This window comes from Pseudomonas matsuisoli, from assembly GCF_014647635.1.
In the GTDB taxonomy this organism is placed as follows: Bacteria; Pseudomonadota; Gammaproteobacteria; order Pseudomonadales; family Pseudomonadaceae; genus Pseudomonas_P; species Pseudomonas_P matsuisoli.
The window spans coordinates 419,425-433,999 of sequence record NZ_BMPO01000002.1 but is presented as its reverse complement, the minus strand read 5'-3'; the positions used below and the strand labels follow the sequence as shown (position 1 = coordinate 433,999).

Annotated in this window: 11 protein-coding genes; all 11 read left to right on the top strand. The window is 55.9% G+C overall.

Features of this window, described 5'->3' with window-relative positions:
- Positions 1–112: 112 nt before the first annotated feature.
- Entirely contained in the window at positions 113–1,414 is a 1,302-nt protein-coding gene (gene eno / locus IEY47_RS05400) for a phosphopyruvate hydratase (RefSeq protein ID WP_188982127.1), read from the top strand.
- 17 nt (positions 1,415–1,431) lie between these two features.
- The gene (gene tpiA, locus IEY47_RS05395; RefSeq protein WP_188982126.1) at positions 1,432–2,181 is read left to right on the top strand and encodes a triose-phosphate isomerase; all 750 of its coding nucleotides are present in this window, start codon (positions 1,432–1,434) and stop codon (positions 2,179–2,181) included.
- An 84-nt stretch (positions 2,182–2,265) separates the two neighbouring features.
- Entirely contained in the window at positions 2,266–3,891 is a 1,626-nt protein-coding gene (locus IEY47_RS05390; RefSeq protein WP_188982125.1) for an NADP-dependent glyceraldehyde-3-phosphate dehydrogenase, read from the top strand.
- Positions 3,892–4,016: 125 nt separating this feature from the next.
- On the top strand, positions 4,017–4,775 hold the full coding sequence (locus IEY47_RS05385) for a TerC family protein (RefSeq protein WP_188982124.1): 759 nt from the start codon (positions 4,017–4,019) through the stop codon (positions 4,773–4,775).
- A gap of 171 nt (positions 4,776–4,946) precedes the next feature.
- Positions 4,947–5,834, top strand: a complete 888-nt coding sequence (locus IEY47_RS05380; protein ID WP_188982123.1) for a LysR family transcriptional regulator — start codon at positions 4,947–4,949, stop codon at positions 5,832–5,834.
- Between the two features lie 139 nt (positions 5,835–5,973).
- The gene (acnA, locus tag IEY47_RS05375) at positions 5,974–8,640 is read left to right on the top strand and encodes an aconitate hydratase AcnA (RefSeq protein WP_188982122.1); all 2,667 of its coding nucleotides are present in this window, start codon (positions 5,974–5,976) and stop codon (positions 8,638–8,640) included.
- Between the two features lie 36 nt (positions 8,641–8,676).
- The gene (locus IEY47_RS05370) at positions 8,677–9,729 is read left to right on the top strand and encodes a lactonase family protein (protein WP_188982121.1); all 1,053 of its coding nucleotides are present in this window, start codon (positions 8,677–8,679) and stop codon (positions 9,727–9,729) included.
- A gap of 122 nt (positions 9,730–9,851) precedes the next feature.
- A complete protein-coding gene (locus tag IEY47_RS05365; RefSeq protein ID WP_188982120.1) occupies positions 9,852–11,180 on the top strand; it encodes an MFS transporter in 1,329 nt (442 codons plus the stop codon).
- Complete coding sequence (locus IEY47_RS05360) at positions 11,177–11,914, top strand: ABC transporter substrate-binding protein (RefSeq protein WP_188982325.1); 738 nt, start codon at positions 11,177–11,179, stop codon at positions 11,912–11,914. The genes IEY47_RS05365 and IEY47_RS05360 overlap by 4 nt, the downstream gene beginning before the upstream one ends.
- 464 nt (positions 11,915–12,378) lie before the next feature.
- Complete coding sequence (gene phbB, locus IEY47_RS05355; RefSeq protein ID WP_188982119.1) at positions 12,379–13,122, top strand: acetoacetyl-CoA reductase; 744 nt, start codon at positions 12,379–12,381, stop codon at positions 13,120–13,122.
- 59 nt (positions 13,123–13,181) lie between these two features.
- Positions 13,182–14,528 carry a CitMHS family transporter gene (locus IEY47_RS05350; RefSeq protein WP_188982118.1) on the top strand — a complete coding sequence of 449 codons (1,347 nt, stop codon included), beginning with the start codon at positions 13,182–13,184 and terminating at the stop codon, positions 14,526–14,528.
- Positions 14,529–14,575 lie beyond the last annotated feature (47 nt).

The window sequence follows — 14,575 nt, the reverse complement described above, 5'->3', positions numbered from 1 at the left end:
TCCTGGCCTCGTGACTTTGACGTCCGCACCGAATACGCGGAGCAGAAGGAACTGCTTGAAGACGCTTACCAGATTCCTCGAACGACCACTGACAGCATGAGGGCAGAGAACAATGATCAAGAACACCCAGATCCAGAATGTGTACGCACGCGAAATCCTGGATTCCCGCGGCAACCCTACGGTTGAAGCCGTAGTGACGCTAGCCTGCGGCGCAACAGGAATAGCCAGCGTCCCCTCTGGCGCGTCCACCGGGACCCGTGAAGCGATAGAGTTGAGGGACAAATCGTGGCGCTACAAAGGCAAAGGCGTTATGCGCGCGGTGGACAATGTGAACAATCCGATTCGCGAACAATTGCTGGGCATGGACGCCAGAAAGCAGCGCGAGATCGACGGTGCGATGATTGCCCTCGACGGCACCGAAAACAAACACATCCTGGGTGCGAACGCCATTCTCGCGGTGTCATTGGCCTCCGCCAAGGCGGCGGCTGACGCCTTGCATATCCCCCTTTACGAGCATCTTGCCGGGCTTTATGAGGCGCCCGGAAAATTCAGCATGCCTGTGCCGATGATGAACATTCTCAATGGCGGCGAACACGCGGATAACAATGTTGATATCCAGGAGTTCATGATCCAGCCAGTCGGCGCTTCAAGTTTCAAGGACGCGCTACGCATCGGTGCTGAAATCTTCCACACGCTGAAGCAAGTGCTCTCTGAAAGAGGCCTCAATACCGCGGTTGGTGATGAAGGCGGGTTTGCTCCGTCCTTATCCTCGAACGAGGAGGCGCTGATCGTCATCACGGAAGCTGTCACGCGCGCAGGCTATGAGTTGGGTAAAGACATCACCATGGCCCTGGATTGCGCGGCCTCCGAGTTCTTCAAAGAGGGACAGTACGTCCTCGCCGGCGAAGGAAAATCTTTCACGTCCCGGGAGTTCGCGGACTATCTAGCGGGGCTTTGCGAGCGCTACCCAATCATTTCCATCGAAGATGGAATGGACGAGAGTGATTGGGACGGCTGGGCCCTCCTCACCCAAAAGCTAGGCGATCGCGTACAGCTGGTAGGCGATGACTTGTTTGTCACCAACACCCGAATTCTCAGTGAAGGCATACAGCGCGGCATCGCTAATTCGATCCTGATCAAGTTCAACCAGATTGGTAGCTTGAGCGAAACCTTCGACGCGATTCGTATGGCGCAGGATGCAGGTTACACGGCCGTCATTTCCCATCGTTCGGGCGAAACGGAGGACACCACCATTGCCGATCTAGCCGTCGCCACCTGCGCGGGCCAAATAAAGACAGGTTCATTATGCCGCTCTGATCGTGTAGGCAAATACAACCAACTTTTGCGTATCGAAGATGCACTGCAAAGCGCTGCTCCTTATAACGCCGGACCGCTCACTGCGGGCCGTCTCTAAGCGTCAAGGAGAGCAAGTTGAAAAAGAAGCTCGTCATTGCCAACTGGAAGATGAACGGCGGCATAGCAGCCAATGCGGAATTGTTAGGCGAGCTCATTCCATCGTTATCGCGCCTCAATCGCTTGGAAATAGCTATCTGTCCATCCTTTCCTTATTTGCACCAAGTCTCGATGGTCGCGACTGGAAGCAACATTGCGCTGGGTGCTCAGAACGTCAGTAGTCATCCGGAAGGCGCCTTCACCGGAGAAGTCAGCGCGCGGATGCTGAAGGAGTTCGGCTGTCGCTACGTTCTCATCGGACATTCGGAGCGCCGCACGCTCTACGCCGAAGACGATCAACTGGTCGCACAGAAGTTCGAAGCGGCGCTGAAGGCGGATCTCATACCGGTGCTGTGCGTCGGTGAGACGCTCGAAGAGCACCGCACGCTCAAAACCCAATTGGTGATTGCTAGGCAGCTACAAGCTGTCATCGAACAGGTCGGAATCCAGAAAATCGCCGACGGAGTGATTGCTTATGAGCCCGTTTGGGCTATCGGAACGGGACTTGCCGCGAGCCCAACGCAAGCGCAGCAAGTCCATTTCAAAATCCGCCAGTTGCTCGCACAGCACGACTTGTCTATCGCAAAATCCATTTGCCTGCTCTATGGCGGAAGTGTACGGGCGGACAATGCGGCAGAGTTATTTGCCCAGGCAGATATTGACGGCGGACTGATTGGCGGCGCGTCCCTTGACGCCGAATCCTTTACCACCATCTGTCGATCGCTGTAGCCACAGGCGCCCTCTTTCTTAGGGCGCAGTCCGTACCGCATTACGTGAAACGCGTCATCCATCACAACCACAATAGGTAACCCCATGAACCGCAATAGCCGTCTTACCGATCTCTTCCCTTCTCTCGATCGTATTCCCGAGCAATATCGCCTGGAAGGGCAGACCGAGCAGCGAGAGTATCTGGTCGATGGTGAGCTTCGTTTCTGGAAGGGACCTCTCGCGACGGTTAGAAGCCCGGTATACCTGAGCACGCCGAATGGCGATGAGCAGGTCATTCTTGGGAGCACGCCACAGCTTGATTCGGAGACAGCCCTCGTGGCATTGGATGCTGCGGTGCGAGCCTATGACAGTGGCCAGGGCGCATGGCCGACCATGCGCGTCGCCGAACGCATCCATCATGTCGAACAGTTTCTTTCGCGCATGCGCGAGCAGCGTGAAGCAGTGGTCAAGCTTCTGATGTGGGAAATTGGCAAAAATCTGAAGGATTCCGAGAAGGAATTCGACCGGACCTGCGACTACATCGTCGACACGATCAACGCCCTCAAGCAACTCGATCGTCGTTCAAGTCGTTTTGAGCTGGAACAAGGCACCCTTGGGCAGATTCGCCGTGTTCCATTGGGCGTAACGCTGTGCATGGGACCTTACAACTATCCGCTCAACGAAACGTTCACAACTCTGATCCCGGCACTGATCATGGGCAATACGGTCGTTTTCAAACCGGCGAAATTCGGCGTTCTGCTGATTCGGCCCTTGCTCGAAGCCTTCCGCGACAGCTTCCCCGCCGGTGTCATCAATTTGATTTACGGCAGTGGCCGGGAAGTTGTCAGCGCTTTGATGGCCAGCGGAAAGGTCGACATCTTTGCCTTCATCGGCACCAATAAAGGGGCCAGCGCACTCAAAAAATTGCATCCCAAACCTCACCGGCTACGGGCGGCGCTGGGATTGGACGCCAAGAACCCAGGAATCGTACTTCCCGAGGTAGACCTCGATAACGCCGTTAACGAAGCCGTAACAGGTTCGCTTTCGTTCAACGGTCAACGATGCACGGCGCTGAAGATCCTTTTCGTACATGAGTCCGTGGTCGACGCATTCCTCGATAAATTCAATGCGAAACTTTCAGCGCTAAAGCCCGGTATGCCATGGGAACCTGGCGTTGCACTCACCCCCCTACCCGAGCAAGGCAAGACCGATTACCTGAATGAGCTGGTTGCCGATGCCCAGGCCAAGGGCGCAAGCGTGGTAAATGAGGGCGGAGGGGAAGTTCGTGGGTCTTTCTTCTTCCCTGCTGTGCTTTACCCTGTTTCGTCCGATATGCGCGTCTATCAAGAGGAACAATTTGGCCCGGTGGTGCCCGTCGTCCCCTATCGCGGTCTGAAGACGGTAATCGACTATGTCCTGCAGTCGGACTTCGGACAGCAGCTGAGTATTTTCGGGAAAAATTCAGCTGAAGTCGGACGTCTGGTCGATGCGTTCGCCAATCAGGTCGGGCGGATCAATATCAATGCCCAGTGCCAGCGAGGCCCGGACACCTACCCATTCAACGGGCGCAAGGACTCAGCAGAAGGCACATTGTCCGTGCACGACGCACTACGCGTGTTCTCCATCCGCACCCTCGTCGCGACCCGTTTTGACGAAAGCAACAAGGAGCTGGTTAGCAGTATCATTCGTAATCGCGAGTCCAGCTTCCTGACGACCGATTACATCTTCTAATGACCACTGCAGGTAGGCAGGCGTCCACTCAACCGCTTCGCCTACCCTGCTTCCTTATACGACACCGACAACCCCACCTGACGCTGCACTCTGGATGCGGCGTCCTCATGACGTATAGGCGCCCTATGGAATGGCTTACAAGCCCTGAGATCTGGATAGCGTTCTTGACGCTTACCGCCCTAGAGATTGTTCTAGGCATCGATAACATCATCATGATCGCCATCCTGGTCTCGCGCATGCCGCCTCACATGCAGGCACGCACACGCTTCTTCGGCCTGGCCCTGGCGATGGTCACACGTATCGCCCTGCTATTGTCGATCACCTGGATCATGCAGCTCACCGCAGATCTTTTCCATCTGTCCGGCCAAGGCATATCAGGGCGTGATCTGATCCTGTTCTTTGGTGGCCTGTTCCTGCTGTGGAAAAGCACCACTGAGATGTTCCACAGTCTCGAAGGTGAAGAAGAAAGCCAGGAACAGCCCAGCGGCACGGCGCGCAATTTCATTGGCACCATTATCCAAATCGCGATTATTGACATTGTGTTCAGCTTGGACTCGGTCATCACCGCTGTCGGCATGGTGTCCCATGTCCCGGTGATGGTCGCGGCCATCGTCGTCGCAGTGATCGTGATGATGCTCTGCGCGGGCACCATCAGTGACTTCATCGAGAAACACCCGTCGCTGAAGATGTTGGCCCTGGCCTTCCTGGTCGTCGTCGGCACCGTGCTGATTGCCGAAAGCTTCGAGGTTCATGTGCCTAAAGGCTATGTTTATTTCGCCATGGCCTTCTCTCTTGCAGTGGAAGCCTTGAACATCCGCATGCGGGTGCTGAAAGGTCGTAAGCGGGAACCCGCCGAACTAAGCGGCGATGAAGCTGCACGGTGATGTGTACTTCGCTTGTTCCTAGGGCTTCAGGTGTCTCTGCAACGAGAGCACCTGACTCCTATGCTCACCTCCCACTGCATAACGAGGTCACCTGTAATTCGTAGAGTTAGTCATAAATGGTGTATTCAGACGGTATGCTCCGATCGGCCGCTGATTGGAGAGACCCCGTAAATGCGCTACGACCTGATAACAATGGACGTCTTCATTGCCGTAGCTGAAGAGCGCAATCTCACGCGTGCGGCCGGACGTCTTCATCTTGCAGTATCCGCCGTCAGCAAGCGTATCGGCGAACTTGAGGAGCAAGTCGGCTCGCCGTTGCTGCTGCGCAATGCACGCGGCGTCGAACTAACCCCGGCGGGGCAATCGGTCCTCCATTACGCACGACAATTGCGCCTGGTGCTCGGCAATATGGATGACGAACTCGCCAGTTATTCCGCGGGTGTTAAGGGACACATCCGCATCCACGCCATCACCTCCGTACTCACCCAATTTCTGCCGAGCGACCTGGAGCGCTTCCTCGAAAGCTATCCGTTGATCAACTTCGACATTGAAGAACGCGTAGGCTCTGCCGTGGTTCGGGCGGTTGTCGAGGGACGGGCCGATTTGGGTATCTTCGCTGAGCATACGCAGCCGTCAGGACTTGAAACGCGCCCGTACCGACAAGACCAACTGATGGTTGTCACGCCGCGCGATCACGCGATCGCCAAGCAACAGAACATCTCGTTCAAAGCGGCGTTGTCCCACGAGTTTATTGGTCCGCATTTGGACAGCTCGCTCTATACCCTTTTCAGCCAGCAGGAACAGGAGCTGGGCATGGATATGCGGGTAAGGGTCCGCGTTAGCAGCTTCGAGTGCATGAGTCGCTTGGTGGCTGCTGGCGTCGGTATTGCAATCCTGCCCAAGGCGGTCATTCAGCAATACCTTCGACCAATGAAGTTGCACATCACCGAACTCGATGAGCCGTGGGCGCATAGAAACCTTGTCGTTGGCGTACGGCGAATGGACCTGCTCTCTCCCACAGTGAGGACGCTGGTCGAGCATTTGGCGCAAACCGGCTGATACCCCAGCGTTCTCATTCAGAGAACGCTGACTTGGCGAAACATCAATTTTCGTACCTCCGGCTTCCCCCTAGGATGCCGCTATCGAGGGCTGCGTCTTTCCTTGGCCCTACCGAATAAGAATCGAGAGTGCGAAGACCGTGAATGCCAAGCCCTACTTCAGCCAGCTTGAAATAGCTGGTGAGCGTTTTACCTACGTTGACCTTTCCAAACTGCTCGCGCCGGCAGAACTGGAGCGTCTGCCCTACTCCATTCGACTGCTTGTAGAAAACGTCGCTCGATGCTCGCCGGAAGCGCTGGAACCCGTGCTGAACTGCGCGCTTGGCAAAAGCGAAGCCTGCGAAACTCCGTTTTTCCCTAACCGTTTGATGTTCCATGACACGACCTGTTTGCCTGCATTGGCAGATTTCGCCGGCATGCGTGACCGCGTGGCCGAGCTGGGTGGCGATCCGCAGCAAGTGAATCCGGTGATACCGGCAGTCCTCACAATCGACCATTCGGTCATTGTCGAGCGCTACGCGGAAGCGGACGCTGTGGAAGAAAACTTGGACATCGACTTCCGTCGCAACAGCGAGCGCTACCGCTTCATCAAGTGGGCGCAGAAGAGCCTGGACAACTTCAAGGTTATTCCACCGGGCACCGGCATCATCCACCAAATGAACATGGAAGCGCTCGCCCAGATCGTCTGGGAAAGCGAAGGTCCAAACGGGGAGCGCCTGTTGCACCCCGACGACATGGTCGCTACGGACAGCCATACGCCGATGATCAATGCTGTCGGTATTCTCGGTTGGGGCGTGGGGGGGTTGGAAGGCCAAGCAGCCGTACTTGGCGAGCCGGTGCCGATCAGCTTTCCAGAGGTCATCGGCATTCGCCTCACCAATGGCTTGCGTCCCGGCGTCACGGGGACGGACCTGTCGCTATACGTCGCGGAAATCCTGCGTAAGCGCAAGGTCGTTGGCAAGTTCGTCGAGTTCTTCGGGCCCGGCTTGGACAATGTCAGCTGGGCCACCCGCGGCACGGTTTCGAACATGGCACCCGAGTACGGCGCGACGGTCGTGTTCTTCCCCTTCGACGATGAAACCAACCGCTACATGGAGCTCTCGGGACGCCCTGCGGCATTGCGCGTCAAGGCAAAGCGCTACATGGAAACGCAACAACTTTGGCGACGTTCTGACGCGCCGGAGCCGAAGTTCTCCGAAGTCATCGAGCTGGACCTTGCCAGCCTCGAACCAAGCGTCGCCGGTCCGCATCAGCCCCACCAACGTCAGCCGCTGGCCTCGGCAGGCAAATCGTTCGATGAGCACGTCATAGGCGCTAACACCATTGCGACTAGCGCGCCCGACAGCTTTCTTGAGCCAAGCTTCGGCGAAAGCATCGGACATGGCGCGGTAGTCATTTCAGCCATTACCAGCTGCACCAACACCGCCAACCCCGCGCAGATGATCCAAGCAGGCCTACTCGCGCGCAATGCTCGGCGCTTGGGCCTCACTCGTAAACCGTGGGTCAAGACATCGTTATCGCCCGGCTCACAGGTCGTTGCTGATTACCTGCGCGAGGCCAACCTTCTGGATGACTACTCTGCAATCGGTTTTGACCTTGCTGGGTTTGGTTGCATGACCTGTATCGGCAATTCGGGCAGCCTTGAATCCCATGTCGAAGCCTTTGCCGATCAAGGCTTGAAAGGTGTCGTGGTTTTATCTGGAAACCGTAACTTCGAAGGCCGAGTCAATCCCAAAGTCCCCGCCGGTTACCTCGCGTCTCCTGCACTCTGCGTGGCTTATGCGATTGCAGGTGACATCCACGTGGACCTCGTCAATCAGCCCCTGGCCAAAGATGCCAGTGGACGTGACGTATACCTGCACGAACTAATGCCCACCGACGAACAGGTGGCAGAGCTTGCACGCCAAGTCGTGCGCCCTGAGTATTTTGCCGAACGCCTGAAGACACTGTGGGATGGCACGCATCATTGGCAAGCGCTGGATGCCGCTGGCAGTGTCCAATATCCGTGGGATCCAGCGTCAACTTATCTTCGCCGTCCACGATACCTGGATGTGATCGAGGCGCAGCCACCGCAAAGCCTTGCAATTGAGAACGCGAGGATTCTCATGGTGCTCGGTGACAACGTCACTACCGACCATATTTCGCCGGCAGGGGCTATCCCTCGTGACAGTCTTGCCGGCCACTGGTTACTGGAACACGGTGAGAACCCAGCAGACTTGAATCAGTACTCCACTCGTCGTAGTAACCATGAGGTCATGTTGCGGGGCGCCTTCACCAATCGTTCGGTGCGCAACTTGTTGCTCGCCGAACAACCGGGGCTTGGCGCCTGGGCGTGGACTGCGGACAGCGAGCAAGTGCTTCCGCTCTACCAAGCGTCCGAAAGCTACCTGGATCAGGGCATTCCGTTGGTGGTGTTTGGCGGGATCAACTATGGGGCGGGATCAAGCCGCGACTGGGCAGCCAAAGCTCAAGCCCTGCTAGGGGTACGCACTGTCGTCGCACGCAGCTTCGAACGTATCCATCGAAGCAACCTCATTGGCATGGGTATCGTGCCGCTGCTGTTCAATGAGGGCATGACGGCCACCGACCTTGCGCTGGAGGGTCACGAAACGCTTTCTTTCGATGGACTTGACCAAATCGATGTCGGTAACAACCGAATTACCCTGCGCATTCAGCGAGCGGGCCAGGAGGAGCAGCTTTTCGAACTGTTGCTTAAGCTCGACTCCCGGCAAGAACTGACCTACTTGCTACACGGCGGCATCCTGCCCTACGTGGTTCGCAAAATGCTCGGTCGCTCTGGCGCCTGATCGACTTCTCAAAATTGGACGGATGAGGGAAATGCCATGTACGCCTATATCGGTAGCCGTACCACCCGCGAGCGAAATGCGCGTGGCGAAGGCATCAGTGTCTTCAAGCTGGATGCGGACCAGAGCACGCTCGAACCAGTGCAGATTGTTGGCGATCTGGTCAACCCGTCGTACCTAACGCTCAACAGCGGCGGCGACGTTCTTTACTGCGTCCATGGCGACCAGAGTGATGTCAGCGCGTTCAGGGTGAACAGGGCCGACGGCACACTCAGTCTGCTTAACCAGCAGAGCACCGAGGGTAAGAACCCCGTACACCTTGCGCTGGATCCGACCGAGCGTTATCTAGTCGTCACTAACCATATTGGCGCCAGTCTCGCTGTGCTGCCCGTCGCCGATGACGGCAGCCTGCTGCCTCTTGTCCAGTTAGTAAAAATAGACGGAGAACCCGGACCACACCGCATCGAGCAGCCACATGCGAAGCCCCACTTCAATTTGTTCGATCCCTCGGGTCGTTATGTCGCGGTACCGGACAAAGGCCTGGACAAGATCTTCTGCTATCGCTTCGATAACGGGCACCTAACCCCAACCCAAACACCGGCTGTTCACGCGCGCGAGGCGGCGGGACCGCGCCATATCGTTTTCCACCCAGCAGGCCGCATGGCCTACGCGGTCAACGAGCTCGACTCTACTGTCACGGCCTACGCGTTCGATCCGGTAAAAGGAACGCTCGAACCACAACAGATTCTCTCCGCGCTTCCCGCCTCCTACACCGGCAACAGCCGTGCTGCGGGCATCCAGATCGATGCCAATGGCAGCTTCCTCTACGTCTCGAACAGAGGCTACGACAGCATCGCTGTGTTCGCCGTCAATCCGCAGTCTGGTCTGTTAGCGTTCATCGAAGCCACACCCAGCCAAGGGCGAACTCCGCGCTTTTTCACGCTTACCCCAAATGGCAAATATCTGTTCGCACTTAACGAGGACAGTGACTCGATCGTCGCTTTTGCAGTCGATCACGCCCTTGGCCGGCTTGAGTCGACAGGATTCAAGATCAGCAGCGGCAGCCCAGTCTGCATGATCTTTTCTCCCTGACGGAGCTACTCGGGATGTTTCCCGCATTGGCGTTCTGTTGCCTACCGGTCGTAGGGCGTCGCAACACCAGCACATCTCCATAAAAACAAATAGGCCGCTCCCAGCGGCCCTGTGAGGCCTGTATGTCCACCGAAAACCATAGCCTGGAAAAGGCGATAGTGCGCAAAGTTACCTTGCGCATCATTCCGTTCGTTTTCTTGCTGTACATCGTCTCGTACCTTGATCGCGCCAACATCGGCTACGCCGCGCTACAAATGAACGCCGAGTTGGCGCTATCGGCAGAAGCATTTGGCTTTATCTCCGGCATATTCTTCATCGGCTACTTCCTCTTCGAAGTGCCAAGCAACGTGATGCTCAATCGCTACGGCGCCCGCGTTTGGATTGCCCGGATCCTCCTGACCTGGGGTGCGATTGCCGCAGCCACAGCCTTCGCACAAACCGCCACCCACCTTTACGTCCTACGATTCCTGCTAGGCGTTGCCGAAGCAGGATTCTTTCCCGGCATCATCGTTTACCTGACGTATTGGTTCCGCTCGAAAGAGCTCGCTACAACGGTAGCTCTATTTACCGCCGCTATTCCGGTTTCGTACATCATCGGCGCCCCGCTGAGTACCTGGATCATGGACAACATCCATTGGTTTGGCTGGAGCGGCTGGCGCTGGATGCTGTTCCTGGAAGGTATTCCGGCGATCTTCCTCGGCGTCGCCTGTTTCTTCTTTCTCACCGATAAACCCGAGCAAGCCAAGTGGCTTAAACCGGAAGAACGCGCATGGCTGATTGCCGAACTGGAAAGCGATCGCAAATCCCGCAAGAACGTCAAACACTTCGGCGCCTTGAAGGCTATGACGAATCCGAAGGTGCTCTACCTGTCCTTCATTTATTTTGTGTACCAGTGCGGCAGCCTTGGGGTCGGTTACTGGATGCCGCAGATCATCAAGGGCTTTTCCGACTCGCTCAGCCATACCCAAATTGGGCTGATCGCAATGGTGCCCTACGTTGTCGCGACCATCATGATGATTGGCTGGTCGCGTAGCTCCGATCGCCACGGCGAACGCAAGCTGCATTCAGCCATCCCGCTAGCGGTGGCAACGGTTGCGATGGTTGGCGCGGGTATGGTTACGAGCCCCGTCATTGCGATCGCCATGATCAGCCTTGCCCTGGCCGGCCTTTATAGCTTCAAGTCGCCATTCTGGGCGCTGCCGACATTGTTTCTCACCCGCTCGACCGCAGCTGTCTCCATCGCGGTGATCAATTCGATCGGCAACCTCGGCGGATTCGTCGGCCCGACCATGATTGGCATGGTCAAAGGCAATACGAACAGCGCGGCAGCCGGGCTATTGTTCCTCGCGGTGCTGTTGGCAATCGCCTTCGTCATGACATTGCTTATGCGGGTTAGCAACTCGGACACTGAAGACGACAGCATCTCTGCCCCCATCGAGGAAGGACGATAATGAGCATCGACCCTAGCGTACTCGCTGAATTGGCTCCAACCGGCACGCTCCGCGCCGCAATCAACTACGGAAACCCCGTTCTGGCACAGCGTGGCGAAGACGGGCTACCCGCCGGCGTCTCCACCGCGCTTGCTAAGGCGCTGGCCGACGAGTTGGGCGTCGGCGTGGAGTTCGTGACCTTCGACGCGGCAGGCAAGGTGTTCGCAGCGTTACCGGAATCGCGCTGGGATCTCGCCTTTCTAGCGATCGAGCCTGTCCGCGCCGCCGAAATCGAATTCAGCCATCCCTACGTCATTATTGAAAGTACTTACCTCGTTCCGCATGACAGCCCATATGGAAGCGTGACCGAACTTGACCGGGAAGGCCTGCGCCTCGCCGTCGGCAAGGGCGCCGCGTATGACCTCTTTCTCAGCCGAACCCTGACGGGTGCGGAGCTTGTACGGGCGCCGACATCGGCGGCGGCTGTCGAATGGTTTCTCGATCAAGGGCTAGATGCCGCAGCCGGAGTTCGGCAGCCGCTAAGTGCTTTTGCTGCACAGAATCCAGGATACCGGGTACTGCCGGACAGCTTTACCGAGATCCGCCAGGCAATGGCGGTGCCGAAGGGTCGGGTTGCAGCCGCACGCTATGTGCGAGGTTTCCTGAACGAAAGAATCCAGAATGGCTTCGTTGCGAACGCACTGAGAGCAAGTGGTCAGCAGGACGTACAAGTCGGATCACCGTTCTTTGAATAGGCACGTGCGTGCTTCCGCTTAGCCCTGTTCTCCAAATCCGTGAGCCTTACGCACATGGACGGAGCATTGTTTTAGCGGCTTTACCGCTGCCGACTTTCAGCCATTGTCGTTACCCATTTGCGCGTCGAGGTATTCCACTTGGGCTGCCTCTTTCCGATATCCATGACGTCACATACTCCGGAGCGTTCTCCGCTTACGAATGCTTCGTTACCGAATGATCAATTTAAATGTCTTTAGGACCTATTTAGGATCAGCAGTACTGTTTCGAAAAATAAGAGAGATAGCCTCATGACCGAAACCATACCCGCCTCCTCGCCAAGTTATGCAAGCCGCGTTGTATTCACTGACGCATTCTAGAAAGCGCTAACCAACCCGCTCTTCGCACGCTCTTTCTTAAAGACGCGCGAGCGCTTTCGCAACTTCAATAATTTTCTTGCACTTGATAACGCTCAGGAGAATCCCTTATGCCTAAAAGAATTGCATTCGTTACCGGGGGAATGGGAGGTATCGGAACTGCCGTCTGCCAGCGTCTCTATAAAGACGGTCATATCGTCATTGCAGGATGCGGTCCAAATTCCCCGATAAAGGACGACTGGCTGAAGACAAACAAAAAGCAGGGTTTTGACTTTATTGCTTGTGAAGGCAATGTTGCGGACTGGCAGTCAACTGTGGAGGCATTCGCCAGGGTCAAGAAGGACGTCGGACCAATTGACATTCTCGTCAATAACGCTGGAACTGCCTGCAACGTAGTCTTCCGCGACATGGCAAGCTCTGACTGGCAAACGGTCATCGATACTAACCTGAACTCATTGTTTAACGTCACGAAGCAAGTCGTGGATGGGATGGTATCCCGTCGTTGGGGCCGGATCATCAATATCTCTACGGTTAATGCGCAGCTAGGTCATATCGGGCAGGTGAACTACGCCACTGCAAAGTCTTCCATCCGAGGATTTACACGGGCACTTGCAAGAGAGGTGGCTTATCGAGGCGTTACCGTTAACACCGTGTCGCCCGGATATATTGGTACAGAACGCCTTAAATCCATCACCCATACCCAGCTAATGGACAAAATCGTCCAGGACATCCCGATGAAACGCCTCGGCAGACCCGATGAAGTGGCTGCCATGTGCGCGTGGCTCGCATCGGAAGAGTCTTCTTTCGCCACCGGCGCCGATTTCGCCATTAACGGCGGACTGCATATGAGTTAACCCCCTCAGCGAGTTGCGCAAAGACACACATAAAAACAAATGCTGATCAGGAGATAAAGATGCTGTCGTTATTTGGCTACGGCATGATTGTAGTGTTCATGACGTTGATCATGACCAAGCGTCTGGCACCTTTGGTGGCCATGACAATCATCCCAATTATCTTTGCGATGATGGCTGGCTTCACTGGAGATATGGGAACGATGATGATCGAGGGGCTCCGCAAAGTCGCTCCTACCGCGGTCATGGTCATGTTCGCCATTCTTTATTTCGGCATGATGTTCGATACCGGTCTTTTCGATCCGATCATTCGAACCTTCATTAGACTCATCAAGGGCGACCCCGCAAAAGCTGTGCTCTTCGCGGCCCTTCTTGCCGGGATGGTTTCTCTGGATGGGGATGGCTCAACAACCTACATGATTACCCTGACGGCAATGCTGCCGCTGTTTAGGCGACTCGGCCTAAACCCGCTGATACTCCCCTGTGTAGTGATATTGGCAGCGAGCGTGACCAACCTTCTTCCCTGGGGTGGCCCCCTTGCGAGGGCAGCAGCCGCTCTGCAGGTCGAAACAACTGATCTTTTCCTTCCGCTGATACCGTCCATGCTCATTAGCTTCGGCGGCGTGCTACTCCTGGCCTTCTATCTAGGAACACAGGAGCGTCGGCGTCTTGGAAAACTGAAGATGCCTGGTACCAGTAGCAATCACGGCTCGTACTCAGGGGACGACGATATGTCGGACCTATTGGCAATCAGCGAGGAGAATGCAGAACTGCGACGCCCCAAGATGTTCTGGCTGAACGCAATTTTGACGCTGACACTGATGACGTGTCTCGTCATCGAACTTCTGCCTCTCCCAATCCTCTTCATGGTGGGTTTTTCAATAGCATTGGTGATCAACTATCCAAGCATGGATGATCAACGCCGTCGTATTTCCGCGCATGCGCCTACAGCACTAAATCAGATCGCGATTTTCCTAGCAGCGGGCATATTTGCCGGAATTCTCTCTGGTACAGGTATGGTCAAGGCAATGTCCGATACGCTGCTGTGGGTTCTCCCCGAAAGCTGGGGTGGCTATTTGGCTCCAATCACAGCCTTATTAAGCATCCCGGGAACGTTCTTCATGTCGAACGACGCGTTTTACTACGGAGTGCTTCCCGTACTTGCGCACGCTGCTGAAGCTTACGGTATCTCGGCCGCCGAAATCGGCAGGGCGTCGATGGTTGGCCAGCCAGTTCATTTGCTAAGTCCATTGGTAGCTTCGACCTACTTGCTAGTCGGCTTGGCCGGCGTGGAGTTCAGCGATCATCAGAAGTACACCTTCAAATGGTCACTGGCGCTTTCGATGCTAATCATGGTGTCTTCAATGCTATTAGGCTTGTTCCCGCTTTATTCAATCCAAAGCAACTAAACATAGCTACTTAAGACGTCCGGTAGCAGGCTCACCTAGAAAGCTGC